The organism is Paraburkholderia sp. GV068 (genome assembly GCF_003058125.1).
Taxonomy (GTDB): Bacteria; Pseudomonadota; Gammaproteobacteria; order Burkholderiales; family Burkholderiaceae; genus Paraburkholderia; species Paraburkholderia graminis.
This window is the reverse complement of sequence record NZ_QBUB01000011.1, coordinates 156,895-175,411: the sequence shown is the minus strand read 5'-3', so window position 1 is coordinate 175,411 and position 18,517 is coordinate 156,895. Positions and strand designations below refer to the sequence as shown.

The following is an 18,517-nucleotide window of genomic DNA, read 5'->3' as shown; positions in this document are numbered from 1 at the left end:
TATTTAGAGTATTAACTCAGGCCGATTACTTAAGGCATTCGCTTTGCATACGGCGCGCGCCAATCGAAGAAAGATTGTGAAAGGAAGTTGACACGGTAACGTTTGCCAAACTAGGCTACGCACTGTCGTCAATACTGATCCTGTTTTATTGCATTGCACCCGGAAGAGCAGGCGGGCTGCGCTTGACCCGTCGATCCGCAAGGGCGGCTTTAATCGTCTTTCTGAAAGTTTTGTAATAAACGAGTTTCCGCTTTAAAAATCAGCCATTAGTGCTGAGGACATAACACGTCCATATATTCTCGCTAGCAATTCGGTGCTAGTGCGGGAGACCTTTTTCGCTGAAAAAAGAAACACGGCTGAAGTGACTCAACGCACTTTCTTTATACCGATATTGTCAGTCGAGGATTAAAAATGCGTATTAATTTCCGATTACAGGTGCAGTGCCTGGCGTTAGCCGGAATAATGGTAATGGCCGGCTGCGGAGGAGGCGACGGCTCGGCTTCGTTGACGGGCAAATCCGCGCAAGCTCCAACGGCCGCATCCGACGTTCCGCTAGTGCCGCCGGCGAGCGCCGTGCTGGCGAATACATCGATCGACAAGACCGTGCAGCCGGTGGAATTGCCGAACACGGTCACGCCGATCAACTACAAGCTGTGGTTCAGGCCGAACCCGGCGCTTTCCTCGTTCGACGGTCGCGCCGACGTGCAGATCAAGGTGCTCAAGCCGGTCAACGCGATCACGATTGCGGGGCATCGCGTCAAGTTCACCAACGGCACGATCACGCTTCAACCGGGCAACATCGCGTTGATCGCCACGCCGCAGGACGACGGCGATTTTTATCAGCTGCGGCCCGTCAGCGGCCAGATCGCCGCGGGCAACTACTCGCTGCACATGGAGTGGAGCGGCATCATCAACTTCAAGAGCTATGACGACCCGGTGGCGAAAACGGGCGGCAGTTGCGGCGACGACCACTATCCCGGCTGCTCGGCGGCCGAGGGCGTGTTCCGCGTCGATCTGAAGTCGACCGACGGCACCACGAGCGGCGCGATTCTCACGCAAGGCGAGTCGAATCTCGCGCGGCAATGGTTCCCTGGCTGGGACGAGCCGGCATTCCGGCCGACCTACGAGGTGAGCGCCGAAGTGCCGCAGAACTGGAACGTCGTGTCGAACGCAGCCGAGAAGCCCGCGGTGAACGTGGATAGCGGCTACAAGCTGGTGTCGTTCGAAAAGACGCCGCCGATGCCGTCGTATCTGCTGTTCTTCGGCGGCGGTCAGTTCGATATTCTCGAAGACGATTTCACGAGTCCGCTGCCGGACGGCAAGGGCTTGCATCTGCGCATCTTCACGCCGCCCGGCATGCGTGACTGGGCCAAGCCCGCGATGCAGCAGACCAAGCAGGCGCTCGATTACTACTATCGCTACACGGGCATCCCGTTGCCGCTCACGAAGTTCGACACGGTCGCCGCGAACGACGCGTTCAAGGAGCAGAAGGACCTGAACTTCGGCGGCATGGAGAACTGGGGCGCGATTCTGGAATTCGCCGACGACATCCTGCCCGCGCCTGGCACCACCATGTCCGATTACGGCGTGACGGTGCTCACGCACGAAGCGGCGCATCAGTGGTTCGGCGATCTCGTTACGCTCGACTGGTGGGACGACGTGTGGCTCAACGAATCGTTCGCGACGTTCTTCGAGAACAAGACCAAGGTCCGTTTCTTCCCCGACCGCTTTAGCTGGGTCGACGACGTGAAGAACAAGTACGCGGTCATCAACGCCGATCTCAAGTCGACATCGTTCCCCGTGCAGCCGAACTTCAACGGCTGGGCGTCCAACGACTTCGTGCTGAGCGCAAGCGCCTTCACGTACGACAAGGGCGGCCATGTTCTGAAGACGATCGAGAACTATCTCGGCGAGGAAACGATGCGCAAGGGTCTGCAGCAGTATCTCGCGGACTATTCGCTCGGCAACGTGACGCCGAAACGGCTGTGGGACGAACTCGCGAAGGCGAGCGGCGAACCGATGGTCGCGATCGGCGACAGCTTCGTGCGGCAAACCGGCGTACCGCTGATCTCGCTCGACACGCAGTGCGATCTGACGACGAACCAGACCATCGTCACGTTGAAACAGTCGCCGTTCCCGAATCAGAACCAGTATCCCGGCACGCAGTGGACGATTCCGTTGACGCTTGCTTATGGCGACGGACTCGCCTCGCGCAAGACGGTCGCGATGAAGGACCTGCAAACGCAGTTGCGGCTGAACGGCTGTTCCGCGGTGCTGGCCGATCCGAGCGGCCTGGACTACTACGTGACGAACTACAGCAACAACGCGTGGAGCCAGTTGCTCGCACAAAGCAGCGCGCTGAAGGACCCGGTGCTGCTGACGAGCCTGCAACTCGAAGCCAAGCTGCTCGTCGCGCATGGTCTCGCGGACCCGTCGCGTGAATCGAGCATCGGCTCGCTCAGTTCGTCGAACGCGATGGTTGCCCGTCAGTTGCTGAAGGCACCGGCGCCGACCACGCAATCGCTGCGTCCGACGATCCGTTATCAGGGCAAGCTGCGCCAGAAGGCTCAAGGCGAGTAAGCCGATCCGCAGCATGGCCGGCGTCGTTCGCGCGATGCCGGCCACTGCACGGTAGCGCTGCAATTCTGCAGACAATGTTGAAGATTCGCGGCCGCCGGGAATAAATTCCGTGCGGCCGCAGTCATGCCTGACGAACCGGGCCCGAAGAACGCTGGATAAGCCGGCGCTCTGTCGGTGGCCCGTCATCGTGAGGCCAACATGTCGTCCCATCCCTTCGATCCATCGCGCCGCGGCGCGCTGAAATGTCTCGCGTTCGGCGGCGCGGGCACGCTGTTCGTGCTTGCCGGCGGCGTGCTGACGCCGGTTCAACTCGCACTCGCCGCCGACGGCAAACCGGCAGCGGCGAGCGGCGTGCCGCTCTTTCTTCAGATCAGCGATACGCATATCGGCTTTAACAAGGAAGCCAACCCCGATGTGGCGGGCACGCTGAAGCAGACCATCGAGTTCGTTAACGCGATGCCCGTTAAACCGGCGCTCGCCATTCATACCGGCGACATCACGCATCTTTCGAAAGCGTCCGAATTCGATCTCGCCGCGCAGTTGCTGTCGGGACTGCCCGTCACCGAACTGCATACCGTGCCCGGCGAGCACGACGTCACCGACGGGCCCGGAGCCGAGTACTTCCAGCGCTTCGGCAAGGCGTCGAATAACAAGGGTTACTACAGTTTCGACCATCAAGGCGTGCACTTCGTGGGTCTCGTCAATGTGATGCACTTCAAGCCGAACGGCTTGGGCAGTTTCGGCGACGAACAATTGAAGTGGCTCGAAAACGACCTGAAGGCGCGCTCGTCCAGCACGCCGATCGTGGTGTTCGCGCACATGCCGATGTGGACGATTTACGAGCCGTGGGGCTGGGGCACCGGCGACGCGGGCGAGGCGCTGAGCTATCTGAAACGCTTCGGCTCGGTGACCGTATTGAACGGACATATCCACCAGATCGTGTCGAAGGTGGAGGGCAACGTCACGTTCCATACCGCGCGCTCCACGGCATATCCGCAGCCGGCTGCGGGCCAGGGCTCGGGTCCCGGCCCGATGAAGGTCGCCGACGACCAGTTGCCGAGGATGCTCGGCGTGACGAGCGTCACCATCGCGCGTCATCCGCTCAGCGCGACGCTCGCCGACGCGACGCTCGTCTCGTAGCGCCAAAGTCCGCTTCCTGGAGATCAGTCATGCAGAACAATTTCATTCGCCGCGGATGGTTTCGGCTTGCTGCCGGCGCAGCATCTGTCACGTTCGCCGCGGTCATCGCGGGCGCCGGCGCACTGTCGGCCTGGGCGGAAACGCCCAACCAGATCGTCATCAAAGACTTCATGTTTTCGCCGATGGCGCTCACCGTCAAAGCCGGGTCCACCGTCACCTGGAAGAATCTCGACGGCGAGCCGCACACGGTCGTCAACGACGCGGGCATCTTCCGCTCGGCCGCGCTCGATCAGAACGACACGTATCAGTTTCGCTTCGACAAGCCTGGCGTCTACAACGTGTTTTGCGGCATTCATCCGAACATGAAGGAGACGATCACCGTTCAGTAACTGGGAACTCGTGTCGATGAACCGCGAGGCGTGCCGTTTTCGCCATAGCGCTTTTGTGCCGAAACCTCGTCGAAACGCGCCATCGTTTGGCCGCGCCAGACGAGAGGCGCAAAAACGACGTCGCATTGACGTTGCATCATCGCAGCCAGCATCTCCCGCTTGCGCTCACGCACGACGTCGCGAGAAAATTTCTCGATTTGGTGGAGGGCGCAACCATTTCCGTGCGCGTCGTGGCGCGAAGGGTTGAAGTCTGTCCGCGCGGCGTTCGTCGAAATCGGCCATGACCGGCCCGATTTTTGCATGGAAGGGAGCCCCCGCGTCCGCCGCTGGTTTCATCGCCATGCGCGGCGGGCTTTCGCAGCGGGACTTGCCCCGATCGAGGCACTAAAGTGTGTCGCATATGCATGCGGTGTTGAACGTTTTACCTGCTTTTCCAGGCTCGAATGCGATCTGCCGAACAGACGTTCGAAGCAGAGCCCGTCGTGTTGTCGCTATCGGACGAGAGAGTTACATTCTTCCAGCAGCGTTTGCATCGACCGTGCGAATTGTGTGATCCAGGCCTGATGGAGCGTCAGACGGAAGAATTGCGGAGCGTACTACGATGTACAACGATCCTGACTTGCCTCCTGTTCGCGGAGACTACGACGATGCAGCGCGCGAGAGCGACGCCGCGGACGTGACGGGCACGGCCCCCCGCTTCGGACGTCTTGCGCTGTGCGTGGCGGCAGCGAGCGCGCTGGCGTTCGGCGTCGTCGGCACGGTCGCTTATAGCGTCTGGTTCAATAGCGATCAGCAGACTTATGCGGAGGCCATCGCCCGCGCGCGCCAGGCGTTGCGCATGCCGGCGCCTGGCAACGCGGCAACGGTGCTGGCGAAATCGTCGGAGGTGAACGGCAGCGCGCCGGACACGCGATCAGCGACGACCACGCCCTCGGCAGCATCGGTCGCGACCACGCCGTTCGTGACGTCCGCGATCGGCGCACCAGCGCGAAGTCCCGGCTCTGCGCCCGCCACTGCATCTGTCACCGCATCTGTCACTGCACCCGCCGTTGCACCCAACACGCCCGCCGACTCCATCGCACTGCTCGACTTGCCGGCAATGCCGGCGCAAGCGTCCGCATCCACTGCCGATGACAATCGCAAGCCGTCGACGTGGGCCGGCCAGATCATACGTCCGCAGCAAGACGAGGTCGAAGAGGTGCTCGCGGACGACGGCGCCGATTTGCCCTCGACGTTGGCGGCTGCGCGAGGCGCTGCGCGTCCCGCGATGCAAGCCACCGCGGGCCCGGCCGAAGCGCCCGCGCCGGAGCTTGCCTCGAGCCGTCCCGCGCGCGAAGCGAAATACGCACCGCAGGAACGGCGCGCGTCGGCAAACGGCGCGCGGCGCAAAGGCAATCTCTTCACCAAGATGGGTTCGTTCTTTCGACGCATAAGCTATCGACAACATGGCAGCGGAAGCCAGCAAGACCTCTACTCCCATCCCTGAGCCGCTGTTCGGGTCGCGCCCGGGCCTGCCGCGTGCCAACGGCTGGCGGCTCACGCTCGGTCCCGCCACCGTCGCCGTGGCGTCGCTGCTGTGCCTGCTGGTCGGCCTGCTGTATCTGGCCATGCAGATCAGGACCGTGTTCTCCGATCACGTCAAACAGGAATACGCGAGTCTCGTGCTCGAAGCGGTCGAGCGGGCCGAGACGGCGCGCGCGCGCGTCGGCGTGTGGGACGAGGTGCCCGGCGCGCATGAGTCCGCGGCCGCGGGTTATCGCGACGCGCGCGCCGAACTGACGCGGCGCCTCGCGTCGCTTGCCGCGCTGGTGAATGCGAGTCCGGCGGGCTCGCCGCGCATTCCTTCATCGGTGCTGTTGCCGGATACCACGCTCGCGCAGATGGACACGTTGCTCCACGACGCGTCGTCGTATTGGCACGCGCGACGCGATGCCGAAAGCGCCGACATGCGCAAGCGGATCACGCTCGTCGCGCGTATGTTGCTCGCCGTCGCGGCGCTGCTTTTCTGCATGCTGCTGACGGCGCTCGGCATGTATGCGAAGCGCAATCGTCTGTTGGCCGGGCAGTCGCACGAGTTCGAACACGCGGCGCTGCACGACCCGATGACGGGCCTCGCGAACCGGCGCAAGCTGGTTGCCGCGTTGGAGCAGGCCGCCACTCAGGTGTCGACCGGCGCGAGGCTGCGCAAGATCGCCGTGCTGTATATGGATCTCGACGGCTTCAAGAAGGTCAACGATTCGCTGGGTCATCGCGTCGGCGACGAGTTTCTCATCGAGGTCTCCAAGCGCTTTCGCGAATCGGTGCGCAAGGACGATGTCGTCGCGCGCATCGGCGGCGATGAATTCGCGGTGCTGGTGCGCGAATTCTCCGAGCAGGACGAGCTGCGCCACATCGCGCAGCGGCTGATCGGCTGCGTGGTTCGCACCGACGAACAGATGGGCATGGGCATGGTTCGCGCGAGCATCGGCATCGCGAGTTATCCCGATCTCGTCGACGACTATCGCCGCCTCGTGGTTGCCGCCGACGAAGCCATGTACCAGGTCAAGCGCAGCGGCAAGGACGGTTACGCGTTCGCATCACGCGGCCGTGAGCAGTGAGGCAACGCTGCGCTTCACCGCTGTGCCTTACATCACGCGCTTCTCACCATCTCCTCGACGCCCGCATTGAACGCTTCATCGCGGCCGCGGCGAACCTGCCGCGCGCCGGCAGCGTTCGCCGTTCTCGCGCGGCCCGGCGTCTTGCGAACGCGCGTGTCGTGTACTGCGGGACGTGCATCGACGAGATCCGCATACAACGCGAGATAGTTCGACGTCGACACTTCCCAGCTCGAGTCGCGGCTCATCGCGTTGCGCTGCAACGCATGCCACGACGACGGCTGCGCGAATGCGGCAAGCGCGCGGCCTACCGCATGCACGATGTCGTGCGGATGCTGGCCGTCGAATAGAAAGCCGGTCGCGCAATCTTCGTCGCGCGCTTCGTGCGGCGCGTAATCGACGATCGTATCCGCGAGGCCGCCCACGCGCGAGGCCACCGGAATCGTGCCGTAACGCATTGCATAGAGCTGCGTGAGTCCGCAAGGCTCGAAGCGGCTGCCGTGCAGCAGCATGTCCGCGCCCGCGTGCAGCATATGCGCGCGCCGCTCGTCGTAATCGATCTGCACGCCCACGCGGCCCGGCCACGCTGCGGCCAGTTCCTGCATCGCGTGTTCGAAAGCGCGCTCGCCCTGGCCGAGGATCGCAAACTGCAAACGCGGATGCTGCTCGAGCAACATGGGCAGCGCGCGAATCGCTACATCGGCGAGTTTCTGTTCCGTGAGACGGCTGCCGATCGCCACAAGCGGCGCAAACGGCTCGCGCGTCAAACCGAATGCCTGTTGCAGTTCGCGCTTGCACGCCTGCTTGCCGGCGGTGTCGTCGACCGAATAGGAGCGGGCAATGTACTCGTCGCGAGCGGGATTCCACACCGACATGTCGATGCCATTGACGATGCCGCTGAGCTTCGCCGCCTGCGCCTGCAACACACCTTCCATTCCGTGACCGAAGCAGGGCGTGAGGATTTCGCGCGCATAGCGCCGGCTCACGGTCGTGACGCGATCCGCGTGTACGATGCCGGCCTTCATCATGCTGAGCGATCCGTAAAACTCGATGCTGCGCTCGTCGCTCAACGCGGGCACGAGTAACTCGGGCGGCACGCCGATCCAGCCGCCCATTGCGAGCGGATGGTTGCCCTGGAATGCGAGGTTGTGAATCGTGAACACGCTTTTCGCGGCCACGCCCGCGAGGCGCATATAAAGCGGCGTGAGACCTGCATGCCAATCGTGCGCGTGCACGATGTCGGGGCGCCTCAGATTGCGAACGCCGCGCGCCACGCGCGTCGCCGCGGCGGCGAGCGACGCAAAGCGCGTGAGGTTGTCGAGGTAGTCGCGTCCTTGCGGATCGCGGTACAAGCCTTCGCGTGCAAACAGATGGTCCATTTGCAGCAGCAGCACCGTCACGCCCGTGTCGGGCATGCGCCCGCGCAGCAGGCGCGCGTCGCCGCCGGGCAGGCCGGTCATGCGCGCAACTGGGGCGATGTCGACAGCGCGTTCCAGCGCGGACGGATAGGCGGGCATCAGGATAGAGACGTCGACGCCCGCGTCGCGCAACGCGGCGGCATAGGCGCTGACCATGTCGCCGAGTCCGCCGGATTTGGCCAGAGGCACGGCTTCGGAAGCGACAAGTAGAACGTTAAGCGGCAAGGTGGCCCCCAGAGGACGCGATATGCACTTGTGCAGTGCGGCGGAAACACAGGGCCGTAAAACAGCAAACGCTGTGCCCAGTACGTCGTTCTTCGCGGGCAGCGTCGATGCGAATGTTTCAGCGGTTAGGGCGGTCGCGCTCCCGCCGATTTTTCACGCGCGTGTACTTTTGACGTCCGTTCGTCGAGCGCAATAAAAAAAGCCGTCGCGCGAGGCGACGGCTTTCGCAGGCGGCGTGCGCCGTCCGTATCAATGCGCCGATGCGTGCGTGTGCTCGACGCGTCCGCTTTGCGTCATCGCACTCACGATGACGAAGACGATCACGTTGACCGCCAGCGCGACGAAACCGATGTTCACGTCTTTCATCGCGTCGGGCAGGAAAGGCATTAATTGCCCGATGGTCAGGTGCATCGTCGTGGTGATCGCGACCACGGCCACGCCCGCGAGAATGCCGCAGAACGCGCCTTGCTTGGTCGCCCGGTTGCGCGGAAAGAGACTGCAGATCACCGCAGGAAAGAGTTGCGTGACGAAACTGTAGCCCATCAGCAGCAAGGCCACGATGGTCTCGCCGCCATGCAGCGTGAAGGCGACCGCGACCAGCGCGACGACCGGCACCAGCACGCGCGCGAGGTTGGCGACCGTAGCGTCGGACGCATTGCGGTTCACCATGCCGCGATAGACGTCGTTGGCAAGCAGCGTGGACGCCGACGTGAGAATCATCGAGCCCGGCACCAGCGCGGTCAGAATGCCGGCCGCGCCGATCACGCCGACGAACCACGGGTCGAAGGTCTGCAACGAAAGACGGAACAGCGACAGGTCGATATCGCCGCCTTTCAGCCCCGGCACCTTGAGCGTCGCCGCGAAGCCCACGAAGAACACGAACAGCAGAATCAGTTGATACAGCGGCAGCACCATCGCGTTGCGGCGAAAAATGCGCTCGTCTTTCGCGGTGAAGATCGAGCCGAACGTGTGCGGCCACATGAAAAAGCCGAGCGCCGTGAGCAGCACGGTCGACTGGAACCAGGTCACGCTCGAGCCCTTCGCCGGGAAGGTCAGGAAGCCGGGGCGGGCGGTGTCGATGGCATGGAACATCTCGCCGAGGCCGCCGTAGTAGTGCAGCGGCAGATAAATGCCGAGGAACAGCACGATGGCGAGAATCAGCAGATCTTTCACGACCGAATTCCACGCGGAGCCGCGCACGCCCGAGACGATCACATACACGGTGACCACGGCCGCGCCGATCCAGATCGCCGCCGTCGACGAAATCGCGCCATACGAAGCGGTCGCGACGATGATGCCCAAACCCTTCAGTTGCAGCACCAGGTAGGGGATCAGCGCGGCCACCCCGACCAGCGCGACGAGCGTGCCGAGCGCGGGGCTCTCGTATTTGCGCGTGAAGAAATGCGGCTGCGAAACGAGGCGCTGCTGTTTCGCATAACGCCAGATGGGCGGCAGCATCCAGTACGAAAGAATGTAGGCGAGCGTGCCGTACGCCAGAATGTAGTAGACAGGCGCGCCCTTGCCGTATGCAAAACCGCTGCCGCCGAGAAACGTGAACGTCGTATAGATCTCGCCGGCCATCAGCAGGAACACGAAGGCGGTGCCGAAGCTGCGGCCGCCCACGGTCCACTGCTCGAGGCTCATGTCGTGGCCATGCCTGGCGCGCACGCCCAGAAACAGCGCAAACAGCGTAATCGCTGCAATGATGACGAGTGCGCTCATGGGCGGACCTCCTCGCTGTCCGCCGCGATCTGCCGGTTCGACGGATCGAGGCGGTAGATGATCGCCATGATGATCGAACTCAGCACCACCCACGCGACGATCCATCCCAGCACGAACGGCATGCCGAGCAGCAGCGGCTCGACGCGGTTCACAAACGGAACACCGAGCAGAATGCCGATGAACGGCAGCGCGGCGAGTACACGAAGCAACATGGGGCAACTCCTCGAACGGTGAGTAGATCTCGTTGAAACTGCGGCTTCGCTGGCGACTGTATGCCGGATGCTTTGGTCGCGTAAAGCAGTTCAAAATAAATGTAGGCTGTCTGAAAGTTGCGCGCGCATCGATTCACGCTCGGCGGATCGGCTTGTTGCGTTGCAATGCGCCAGGCTCCTGAGCAAAGGCCGCATCGGCATGCCGCGCGTCCGCGCATTTTCCGCGAACTTATATCGCGCCGCGATATGATTCCGGCTGAGCAGCCGCCATGCCGGGCCGCCGCACAACACGGATCGCATATGATCGAAAGCCTGATCTCGGACATTCTGTTTGGCTTCACGGGGCTCATCAGCATCATCAACCCGATCGGCGTCGCCTTTGTCTTTCTGGACCGGACCGCTTCGCTGACGACCGAAGAGCGCAGGGTGCTCGCCAGAAAGATCGCGATCAATGTGGTGTGCGTGCTGCTGGTGGCGTTTTTCATCGGTACGCCGATTCTGCATTTCTTCGGCATTTCGATGGAGGCGCTGCGCATCGGCGGCGGGCTGGCCGTCGCGGTGGGCGGCTGGCAAATGCTCAATGCGCCCGACACCCAGCCCGCCGAACAGCCGGGCGTGAAGCGCGTCGACGCCGAGAACGCGAAGGCGCGCGCCTTCTTCCCGCTGACCATCCCGCTCACAACCGGGCCAGGCTCGATTGCCACGGCCATTGCGCTCACCGCGAACCGCACGCATAAGCTCTCGGAATTCGTGCTGTCGGGTATCGCCTCGGTGGTGATCTCGCTCGCGGTCGCGCTTACCGTCTACGTGGTCTATAGCCGCTCCGACGTCTTCGCCAGGTATCTCGGCACGGAAGGCACGAAGGTGGCGATGCGCGTGTCGTCGTTCCTGCTGTTGTGCATCGGCGTGCAGATCATGCTGACCGGCTTCTCCGAATTCCTCATTCCCATTGCGACGATGCAGCCGGCGGTGAGCAAATAAGCCGCCCTCCATTGAGCGCGCCGCAAAAATCTATTGCGAAAAACGGATAGTGAACGGGCGCTGCATCGCCTATAGTTCGGCGGCAATTGTGTCTTCGTTTTAATCCTGGTTTTGCCTCTGCTTTGCCCCCGCGTTGCCCAGTACAGCATCACAAGAAGCATCATAAAAACTCACGGCGAGACAATGAGATTACACACAAAACTGGTGGCCGCACTCGCGGTCGCAAGCCCGCTTGCATATGGTCAAACGAGCGTCACGCTATATGGCCGTCTCGACGCGGGCATCGAATACATGAATCACATCGACAACGGCGCGGGCGGAAATTCGAGCCGTTGGCGCGGCGAAGGCGGCGACTGGGGCACCAGCATGCTCGGCCTGAAGGGCAGCGAGGAACTGGGCGGCGGACTCAAGGCGATCTTCAATCTCGAGACCGGTCTGCAGGTGATGGACGGCACCACGAGCGGCGGACGCCTGTGGTCGCGGCGCGCATTCGCGGGCCTGAGCAGCCAGACGTGGGGCACGCTGCAAGCGGGCCGCAATCTTTTCATCGACAGCGACGGCGTGTGGGAATTCGATCCCTTCGTGCAGCAGGCGTTTTCGTCGGCGTCGCTCGTGCGCGGACGCAACTGGCAGCAAACCAGCAATAACGTCGAATATCACAGCCCGAACTTCTGGGGCTTCGACGTGCAGGCGCAGTACGCATTCGGCAATCAGCCGGGCGCTTTCAACAGCGGCGCGAGCGGCGAGTTCGGCCGCTCGGACGGCATCATGCTGACCTATCATTCGCAGCTCTTCGACGTACGCGGCATCTACGACGAACTGCGCGACAGCAATGGCCGGTTCTCGAATATCTTCCAGAGTTCGCGCGAGTACTTTGTCGGCGCGAACGTGCATTTCGACGCGGTGAAGATTCAGGGCGCCTATACGCATTACTCGGCGCCCGATTCGCCCGCAGGCGTGGCCGACACCGCCGACCATTACTGGCTCGGCGCGACCTACAACTTCCAGCCGCGCTGGGCGGTGACCGCGGGCGGCTACTACGTGAAGGTCGGCGACGGCACCGGAGATGCCGCGCACGATCCGTCCGGCCACGCGATGATGTACGTGCTCGGCACCACCTATAACCTGTCGAAGCGCACGTTCGTCTACGGCACCGTGGGCTATGTGCGCAACAGCGGCAACTCGAACTTTTCGCTGCAGGCTTCGCCGCGCGATGCGGCGAACAACACGAACCCGCTCGTCGGCGAATCGCAGACCGGCGCTTACGTCGGCATGCTGCATCAGTTCTGATTTGCTATGTGGGTTAGCGGCGCGCTATTTTTAGCGCGCCGCTTTTACGTTGCGCTGTGCGTCCGCGCGTCCACGCGAAATACACAAAACACACGAACCGCGAAGCGAATTCAAGCCCGCCGCACGCGAGGCCGCCGCGCATGCAGCGGCGGTGGCGCCGCGGGCGGATCGCCTTCGGGTGCGCCCGGCGGCGGGCCGCCTGGATCGTCGTCCGGCGCGGGCGGCGGATCGGGATCGATGTTCGGCGGCGGCGGCGCTTCCGGGTCTATCTCGGGCGGCGTCGGCGTGTGCATGACAAAACTCGCTGCGTCGTGCGTGTCCCTCAGGATCATCGTGACCTCCGTCATCGTTCGTGTTTTGCGCGCAATGCGCATGCCTCTCTGATTCCTCCATCGCCTTTTGCGTAGCGGCTTTCGCGCGTGGAACGGACGTTGCTCCGTTCCGTCACGCGGCATGCGCGGAGCATGACGCGGCACAGCGTGGGCTGCTCCCCGAGCAGCGGGTACAGGGACAAGGAAATACACATGGCGCGACACAAGGCCGACGTCGCCGACGGCGAGTTCGAGATTTTCGCCAGCTATCACGGAACAGGCGACGGCCGTTACGTAGGTGGACTGAAGGTTGTCCGCAAAGCGGACAGGAGGATTCTTTTTCCGTTCGACGGCGCTCCCGAGATCGGGCCCTACGAGACGGCGGACCAGGCGCGCCGCGCCGCAATCGAGTACGGCAAGCAGATCGTCGCTGCCGACCGGGCCTCGCCGGAAAAGTGACGACAGCGCGCTCGCACTGGTCAAGGCATTCCGCCTAACGAAGGCGAGATCGTGCTGCCGCGATTCGGATCGTCCGGATGTTCGTCCGGGACCACGGGACGCGCCGACAGCGGCGGATGGCTGCGATAACACACGTCGATGGAATCGTTTATTACGCATTGCGCGAACGCATCGGCGTCGCTCTTTTGCGAGAACGTGTAAAGCGTTCGCTCGACCTGCACTTCCGTATCGGACACGCGAATGGTGGTGACTGTCATGAGGCGCTCCTTTTTACAAAGATGAATCCGAAGCTTCAGCCTCTTCGATGCAATGGCCGTGCCCAACCCGCGCGCGCATGCGTGCGGTGTGTCGAGAGAACGCGGGCTTCGCGTGATGGGGTCCGTATGTTGCTGACATAGCGGAGTAGCCGATAAAAATGGAGAGCGCCATGCAGCCCAACACGCAGCAAGACACGCAACCTGATCCGCAACGCGATCCGCAAGCCGATTCACAACGTGACCCGCAACTCGACGCACGCCGCGACGATTCCGCCACTGCCGACCTCGCGCCGGAAGTCAGAGAGCGCAACAAGCCGAGCGGCGCGCAATACGTCGAGCCGAGTCCGCTCGGCATCGAGCCGGTTGTGCAGACGGGCGTCGATCGGCAAACGAATCCGCCGCGCTCGAACGAGCACCCTGAGCAAACCGCCGAGGTGCCGCTCGGCACCGGCTCGCACGGCGAGCCCGCGGGCGGCGGCGGGCGCGCGTCGCACAAGAACTGATCGCGTCAAACCGAACGGAGAGACACATGCAACAGGACAACGAACCCCTCAATCCCAGCGATGAAGCGCCCCCCGACGCGCCCGGCGTCGGCGAAGACATCTGCCGCGCGTGTCACGGCACCGGCAAAGTGGAAGGAAAGCAATGCACGGTGTGCGGCGGCACGGGGAAAGTGCTGCAAGGCATCGGCGGCGGTTGAACGCGCCGCGCGAGCGGGCGCGCTTTATGCGGCAGTGCAAGATCGTCCGTGTCCGGCATGCGATTGCCGGACCGGCCACGCTACGCATAGGAGCCATGTATGGACCGAAACCCGCACGAAAGTTCGCACATAAACTCGCCCGAAGGTTCGCACCAAGACTCGATACACGCGTTCGATGCCGCGCAAACCGAGTACGAAGCCTTCATGCTCGAACCGCACGACTGGGTGCCGAATAACCGCAAGCTGCCGGTCGTGATTTACCGGCAAGCGGTCGATCCGGCCATCGGCGATCTTGCCGCCGCCTTCGAAGTGCTGTTCGGGCGCAACCAGTGGCCGCCGCAGTGGCGCGACGGCATCTTCGACTACCATCATTTCCACTCGACCGCGCACGAAGTGCTCGGCGTCAGCGAGGGTTCGGCCGAAGTGATCGTCGGCGGACCGGGCGGGAAAGTGGTGAGCATTTCTGCCGGCGACGTCTTGCTGCTGCCCGCCGGCACTGGCCATTGCCTGCAATCGTTCGAGGGACACTTTCGTGTCGTGGCCGGCTATCCGGCGGGCCAGCAGTGGGACATTCGCCGCGACGCGCTCACGCCGCAGGAACTCGCGGCCATGCACGCCTTGCCGTTTCCGCCGATGGACCCCGTCGACGGCAAGCACGGCCCGCTTTGCGAGCACTGGCTTGGCGCGGCTGAATGCCGCTAGTGCGTTGAGTGCACTCGGTGTCCACGGTGCGCGAAGTGCGGCTGATGTCCGAATCCGCAAGCGCGTGTGCAAGCTCCCCGTAAACGCCCCGCGATGTCACGCCGCGTGCACATTTGCGCGCATCGGCGCATCATCGTCAACGCCTGGGCGATGTTCATGCGTTGCGTGTGAACACCGCTCCCCTGCGACGTCGCGGCAGCGCGCGCGGGCAATCTCCCAACGGCCGAACAAGGAGTGTCCCATGCAAAACGATCCCGCCCTCGATCAGCTGTGCATCAACACGATCCGCACGCTGTCGATGGACGCTGTGCAGAAAGCCAATTCCGGCCATCCAGGCACGCCGATGGCGCTCGCGCCGGTTGCCTATCATCTGTGGCAGAACCATTTGCGCTACGACCCGGACGAGCCGCTGTGGCCGAACCGCGACCGCTTCGTGCTGTCGGTCGGGCATGCGTCGATGCTGCTGTATTCGCTGCTGCATCTCGCGAACGTGAAGGCCGTCGACGAAGAAGGCAAGCCGACCGGCGGTCCCGCGGTGTCGCTCGAGGACATCGAACGTTTTCGTCAGATCGACAGCAAGACGCCGGGCCACCCCGAGTATCGGATGACGACGGGCGTCGAGACCACCACAGGTCCGCTCGGCCAGGGTCTCGGCAACAGCGTCGGCATGGCGATGGCCGCGCGCTGGTACGAGAACCGCTTCAACAAGCCCGACGCGCCGCTCTTCGATTACCGCGTCTACGCGCTGTGCGGCGACGGCGACATGATGGAAGGCATCTCGCACGAAGCGGCGTCGCTCGCCGGCCACCTGAAGCTCTCGAACCTGATCTGGATCTACGACAGCAATCGCGTGACGATCGAAGGGCACACCGATCTCGCGTACAGCGACGACGTGGAGAGCCGTTTTCGCGGCTATAACTGGCACACGCTGCATGTGAACGATGCGAACGACGCCGCCGCGCTCGAAGCCGCGTTCGTCGAAGCAAAAAGTATTACCGACAGGCCGACGCTGATCGTGGTCAATAGCATCATCGGCTGGGGCGCACCGAACAAGCAGGACACCGCGTCCGCGCACGGCGAGGCGCTCGGCGTGCAGGAAGTCGCGCTCACCAAGAAGTTTTACGGCTGGCCCGAAGACAAATTCTTCTATGTGCCCGACGGCGTTCACGAGCGTTTCGCCGCAGGCATCGGCGCGCGCGGCAAGGCGGCGCGCGAAGAATGGCAGGCGAAATACGATGCCTACAGCAAGCAGTATCCCGAACTCTCGCGCGAATTCGCGTTGATCGAAGCGCATGAATTGCCAGTGGGTTGGGACAACGACATTCCGACCTTCGACGCGGACCCGAAAGGCATAGCCACGCGCGAATCGTCGGGCAAGGTGCTGAATGCGATTGCCGCGCGCGTGCCGTGGATGATCGGCGGCGCGGCCGACCTCGCGCCATCCACGAAAACGAATCTGAAATTCGAGGGCGCGGGCAGTTTCGAGCATGACAACTACGGCGGCCGCAATCTGCATTTCGGCATTCGCGAACATGGGATGGGCGCGGTGGTCAACGGTCTGGCGTTGTCGAACCTGCGGCCGTTCGGCTCGACGTTCCTGATTTTCAGCGACTACATGAAGCCGCCGATTCGCCTGTCGGCGATCATGGAAGTCGAGGCGATTTATGTCTTCACGCACGATTCGATCGGCGTCGGCGAAGATGGCCCGACGCATCAGCCGATCGAGCAACTCGCCTCGCTGCGTGGCGTGCCCGGCCTGACCGTGCTGCGTCCGGGCGATGCAAACGAAGTGGCCGAAGCATGGCGCGTCGCGCTGACGCAAAAGCGCCGTCCGGCGTGCATCGTCGTATCGCGGCAAGCGCTGCCTACTTTGGACCGCAGCCGCTATGCATCCGCCGAGGGCGTGAAGAAGGGCGCCTATGTGCTCGCCGATGCACCCGACGGACAGAAGCCGCAAGTCATTCTGATGGCCACCGGCAGCGAGCTTTCGCTCTGCGTCGACGCCTACGAGAAGCTGAAGGCCGAGGGCATTGCGGCGCGCGTGGTGTCGATGCCTTCATGGGATCTGTTCGAGCGGCAGGACGAGGCGTATCAGGATGAGGTCTTGCCGCCGGACATCGACGCGCGAGTCGCAGTCGAGCAGGCCGCGACGCTCGGTTGGGACCGCTACGTCGGCAGGCTTGGCGCGCAAGTCGTGATGCACACGTTCGGCGCTTCTGCGCCGCTTGCGGATCTGAAGAAGAAGTTCGGCTTCACGCCCGAGCATGTTTATGAAGCGGCGAAGCAGCAGATTGAAAGAGTGCAGAGCAAGCGCAGCCAGGAGTGATGAACGCGCAGGCAATGCGCTAGTACAAGCCGGCGGCGTAAAAACCGCCGGTTTTTTTATCGTCAACTCAATTCGCAGGAATCGTTACGACGGGCGCCTTGCTGCTGGTATCGGCTTCGGCGAGCGCCATCAGATTCTGCACGACCGTGAACGCGTATTTCGAGTCGAAGTCGTTGCGGTCCACCCAATACGACGACGCGCCATACGGGATCATCACGTAGGCATTCTCGGGCGCGGTCTTGCCCGAATGAATGACGATGGTCGGCCTCGTCTCGCCGCCGATCAGACCCACGGTCGGCTTCGTCGAACCGTCGCTGATGCGCTCGGCGGGCACCTGTGCCTGCGCGCCGAGATCGGTCAGGATGCCGAGCACCGAACGTGTCACCATCGGAATCTTGTCGGCCTTCCGCCATGCCGACGACGGTCCGTAAACGATTTCGTAGCTGCGCGTATTCGACGAAAGATGCAGCAGCTTGCGCACACGCGCGACGTCGGCGGTGATTTGCGGCGAGTCGCCGCTGGTGGTTGCGCCCATCACGAGAAAGACGCGCATCGGCTCGTTCTTGTCGCCCGTGTTGCGCGATTCCACATTCAACTCGCCCGCGAGTTGCAGACGCCGCAACGCGCGCAGCAATTCGAAAAAGCCCGGCGCGCCGGCGCTGTTTTCACCGCCGAGCGCGTTACCGTTCTGCAAGCCGCCCACCGATTGTGCGGTAATGCGCAACAGCAGATCGATCGGAACGCCGCCTTCGGCGAGCGGCAGCACGAGCGCCGGCGCGAGCGGCCGGATATAAGCGGAGGCGAAGGCTTCGCCGGTGGTCGGTGTGAACGTGAAAGTAGGGTGATTCGAGTACGACACGCTGCCGGTGGCAAGCGCATAGTTCGTCTGACTGCCCGAGCCCACGTTTGCGGTCGCGCCGCCGCCGGCATCGAACGTATAGGCCGCGATGATGCTGCTGACCGTGAGAAACGCGGGCGCGTCGCCATAGCGCAAGCCGACCACGGCCGCGAGAATCTCGCGCTTTTTTGCATCGCCGAGTGCGCGGGCATAGTCGACCTGATCGGCCTTCAGGCGCGCGGGGCCAATATGCACGCAGGCGGAAGAAAGGCACGCCGCGCACAGTGCGGCTGTTACCGAAACGGCTTTGATCATCTCGGAGTGTTTATCCGCTGAAGAATGAAACTTCAACGGCGGTAGCACGGTGCATTCC

The 18,517-nt window shown here is 63.1% G+C and carries 19 protein-coding genes; 12 read left to right on the top strand and 7 right to left on the bottom strand.

Annotated elements, in window-relative coordinates; translation table 11 throughout:
* Positions 1-411: 411 nt before the first annotated feature.
* From C8K18_RS22245 to C8K18_RS22235, 3 genes are all read left to right on the top strand, one after another.
* Positions 412-2,580, top strand: coding sequence for a M1 family metallopeptidase (locus C8K18_RS22245; protein WP_029970572.1), 2,169 nt, complete (start codon positions 412-414; stop codon positions 2,578-2,580).
* 198 nt (positions 2,581-2,778) lie between these two features.
* On the top strand, positions 2,779-3,720 hold the full coding sequence (locus C8K18_RS22240) for a metallophosphoesterase (RefSeq protein ID WP_107709823.1): 942 nt from the start codon (positions 2,779-2,781) through the stop codon (positions 3,718-3,720).
* 29 nt (positions 3,721-3,749) lie between these two features.
* The gene (locus C8K18_RS22235) at positions 3,750-4,109 is read left to right on the top strand and encodes a cupredoxin family copper-binding protein (protein ID WP_107709822.1); all 360 of its coding nucleotides are present in this window, start codon (positions 3,750-3,752) and stop codon (positions 4,107-4,109) included.
* Here C8K18_RS22235 and C8K18_RS22230 read toward each other — a convergent pair.
* Positions 4,103-4,411, bottom strand: a complete 309-nt coding sequence (locus tag C8K18_RS22230; RefSeq protein ID WP_107709820.1) for a hypothetical protein — start codon at positions 4,409-4,411, stop codon at positions 4,103-4,105. The two genes, C8K18_RS22235 and C8K18_RS22230, sit on opposite strands and share 7 nt — an antisense overlap.
* 299 nt (positions 4,412-4,710) lie before the next feature.
* Here C8K18_RS22230 and C8K18_RS22225 point away from each other — a divergent pair, with 299 nt between their 5' ends.
* Entirely contained in the window at positions 4,711-5,595 is an 885-nt protein-coding gene (locus C8K18_RS22225; protein ID WP_107709819.1) for a hypothetical protein, read from the top strand.
* A complete protein-coding gene (locus tag C8K18_RS22220; RefSeq protein WP_006047035.1) occupies positions 5,555-6,706 on the top strand; it encodes a GGDEF domain-containing protein in 1,152 nt (383 codons plus the stop codon). Before C8K18_RS22225 ends, C8K18_RS22220 begins: the two co-directional genes overlap by 41 nt.
* Positions 6,707-6,738: 32 nt before the next feature.
* On the opposite strand, the gene glgA is transcribed toward C8K18_RS22220, so the two are convergent.
* The 3 genes from glgA to C8K18_RS22205 all read right to left on the bottom strand — a co-directional run bounded on the left by glgA (position 6,739) and on the right by C8K18_RS22205 (position 10,280).
* Complete coding sequence (gene glgA / locus C8K18_RS22215) at positions 6,739-8,346, bottom strand: glycogen synthase GlgA (RefSeq protein ID WP_044020104.1); 1,608 nt, start codon at positions 8,344-8,346, stop codon at positions 6,739-6,741.
* A gap of 249 nt (positions 8,347-8,595) precedes the next feature.
* Positions 8,596-10,068, bottom strand: a complete 1,473-nt coding sequence (locus C8K18_RS22210; RefSeq protein WP_006047037.1) for a sodium:solute symporter — start codon at positions 10,066-10,068, stop codon at positions 8,596-8,598.
* Entirely contained in the window at positions 10,065-10,280 is a 216-nt protein-coding gene (locus tag C8K18_RS22205) for a DUF3311 domain-containing protein (RefSeq protein ID WP_006047038.1), read from the bottom strand. Before C8K18_RS22205 ends, C8K18_RS22210 begins: the two co-directional genes overlap by 4 nt.
* Before the next feature lie 300 nt (positions 10,281-10,580).
* On the opposite strand from C8K18_RS22205, the gene C8K18_RS22200 reads away from it, so the two are divergent.
* Positions 10,581-11,261 (top strand): MarC family protein, encoded by a 681-nt coding sequence (locus tag C8K18_RS22200; RefSeq protein ID WP_006047039.1) that lies wholly within the window; start codon positions 10,581-10,583, stop codon positions 11,259-11,261.
* A gap of 183 nt (positions 11,262-11,444) precedes the next feature.
* Positions 11,445-12,551 carry a porin gene (locus C8K18_RS22195; protein ID WP_006047041.1) on the top strand — a complete coding sequence of 369 codons (1,107 nt, stop codon included), beginning with the start codon at positions 11,445-11,447 and terminating at the stop codon, positions 12,549-12,551.
* Positions 12,552-12,661: 110 nt separating this feature from the next.
* On the opposite strand, the gene C8K18_RS22190 is transcribed toward C8K18_RS22195, so the two are convergent.
* Positions 12,662-12,883: a hypothetical protein gene (locus C8K18_RS22190; protein ID WP_107709919.1), complete on the bottom strand. Its 222-nt coding sequence runs from the start codon at positions 12,881-12,883 to the stop codon at positions 12,662-12,664.
* A 192-nt stretch (positions 12,884-13,075) separates the two neighbouring features.
* On the opposite strand from C8K18_RS22190, the gene C8K18_RS22185 reads away from it, so the two are divergent.
* On the top strand, positions 13,076-13,321 hold the full coding sequence (locus tag C8K18_RS22185; RefSeq protein ID WP_006047043.1) for a DUF6723 family protein: 246 nt from the start codon (positions 13,076-13,078) through the stop codon (positions 13,319-13,321).
* Positions 13,322-13,341: 20 nt separating this feature from the next.
* On the opposite strand, the gene C8K18_RS22180 is transcribed toward C8K18_RS22185, so the two are convergent.
* Positions 13,342-13,578 (bottom strand): hypothetical protein, encoded by a 237-nt coding sequence (locus C8K18_RS22180; protein ID WP_006047044.1) that lies wholly within the window; start codon positions 13,576-13,578, stop codon positions 13,342-13,344.
* A gap of 170 nt (positions 13,579-13,748) precedes the next feature.
* On the opposite strand from C8K18_RS22180, the gene C8K18_RS22175 reads away from it, so the two are divergent.
* From C8K18_RS22175 to tkt, 4 genes are all read left to right on the top strand, one after another.
* On the top strand, positions 13,749-14,081 hold the full coding sequence (locus C8K18_RS22175) for a hypothetical protein (protein WP_107709817.1): 333 nt from the start codon (positions 13,749-13,751) through the stop codon (positions 14,079-14,081).
* Positions 14,082-14,107: 26 nt separating this feature from the next.
* Positions 14,108-14,278, top strand: coding sequence for a hypothetical protein (locus C8K18_RS33375; RefSeq protein ID WP_165919846.1), 171 nt, complete (start codon positions 14,108-14,110; stop codon positions 14,276-14,278).
* Positions 14,279-14,377: 99 nt separating this feature from the next.
* Positions 14,378-14,980: a cupin domain-containing protein gene (locus tag C8K18_RS22170; RefSeq protein WP_244231074.1), complete on the top strand. Its 603-nt coding sequence runs from the start codon at positions 14,378-14,380 to the stop codon at positions 14,978-14,980.
* A 241-nt stretch (positions 14,981-15,221) separates the two neighbouring features.
* Entirely contained in the window at positions 15,222-17,306 is a 2,085-nt protein-coding gene (tkt, locus tag C8K18_RS22165) for a transketolase (protein WP_107709815.1), read from the top strand.
* 67 nt (positions 17,307-17,373) lie between these two features.
* On the opposite strand, the gene C8K18_RS22160 is transcribed toward tkt, so the two are convergent.
* A complete protein-coding gene (locus C8K18_RS22160; protein WP_107709813.1) occupies positions 17,374-18,459 on the bottom strand; it encodes a hypothetical protein in 1,086 nt (361 codons plus the stop codon).
* Positions 18,460-18,517 lie beyond the last annotated feature (58 nt).

What these genes read in the sequence shown, in the direction of transcription:
- C8K18_RS22245 (WP_029970572.1), top strand. Translation starts at nt 412, where the DNA reads ATGCGTATTAATTTCCGATTACAGGTGCAGTGCCTGGCGTTAGCCGGA.
- C8K18_RS22240 (WP_107709823.1), top strand. Translation starts at nt 2,779, where the DNA reads ATGTCGTCCCATCCCTTCGATCCATCGCGCCGCGGCGCGCTGAAATGT.
- C8K18_RS22235 (WP_107709822.1), top strand. Translation starts at nt 3,750, where the DNA reads ATGCAGAACAATTTCATTCGCCGCGGATGGTTTCGGCTTGCTGCCGGC.
- C8K18_RS22230 (WP_107709820.1), bottom strand. Translation starts at nt 4,411, where the DNA reads ATGCAAAAATCGGGCCGGTCATGGCCGATTTCGACGAACGCCGCGCGG.
- C8K18_RS22225 (WP_107709819.1), top strand. Translation starts at nt 4,711, where the DNA reads ATGTACAACGATCCTGACTTGCCTCCTGTTCGCGGAGACTACGACGAT.
- C8K18_RS22220 (WP_006047035.1), top strand. Translation starts at nt 5,555, where the DNA reads ATGGCAGCGGAAGCCAGCAAGACCTCTACTCCCATCCCTGAGCCGCTG.
- C8K18_RS22210 (WP_006047037.1), bottom strand. Translation starts at nt 10,068, where the DNA reads ATGAGCGCACTCGTCATCATTGCAGCGATTACGCTGTTTGCGCTGTTT.
- C8K18_RS22205 (WP_006047038.1), bottom strand. Translation starts at nt 10,280, where the DNA reads ATGTTGCTTCGTGTACTCGCCGCGCTGCCGTTCATCGGCATTCTGCTC.
- C8K18_RS22200 (WP_006047039.1), top strand. Translation starts at nt 10,581, where the DNA reads ATGATCGAAAGCCTGATCTCGGACATTCTGTTTGGCTTCACGGGGCTC.
- C8K18_RS22195 (WP_006047041.1), top strand. Translation starts at nt 11,445, where the DNA reads ATGAGATTACACACAAAACTGGTGGCCGCACTCGCGGTCGCAAGCCCG.
- C8K18_RS22190 (WP_107709919.1), bottom strand. Translation starts at nt 12,883, where the DNA reads ATGATCCTGAGGGACACGCACGACGCAGCGAGTTTTGTCATGCACACG.
- C8K18_RS22185 (WP_006047043.1), top strand. Translation starts at nt 13,076, where the DNA reads ATGGCGCGACACAAGGCCGACGTCGCCGACGGCGAGTTCGAGATTTTC.
- C8K18_RS22180 (WP_006047044.1), bottom strand. Translation starts at nt 13,578, where the DNA reads ATGACAGTCACCACCATTCGCGTGTCCGATACGGAAGTGCAGGTCGAG.
- C8K18_RS22175 (WP_107709817.1), top strand. Translation starts at nt 13,749, where the DNA reads ATGCAGCCCAACACGCAGCAAGACACGCAACCTGATCCGCAACGCGAT.
- C8K18_RS33375 (WP_165919846.1), top strand. Translation starts at nt 14,108, where the DNA reads ATGCAACAGGACAACGAACCCCTCAATCCCAGCGATGAAGCGCCCCCC.
- C8K18_RS22170 (WP_244231074.1), top strand. Translation starts at nt 14,378, where the DNA reads ATGGACCGAAACCCGCACGAAAGTTCGCACATAAACTCGCCCGAAGGT.
- tkt (WP_107709815.1), top strand. Translation starts at nt 15,222, where the DNA reads ATGCAAAACGATCCCGCCCTCGATCAGCTGTGCATCAACACGATCCGC.
- C8K18_RS22160 (WP_107709813.1), bottom strand. Translation starts at nt 18,459, where the DNA reads ATGATCAAAGCCGTTTCGGTAACAGCCGCACTGTGCGCGGCGTGCCTT.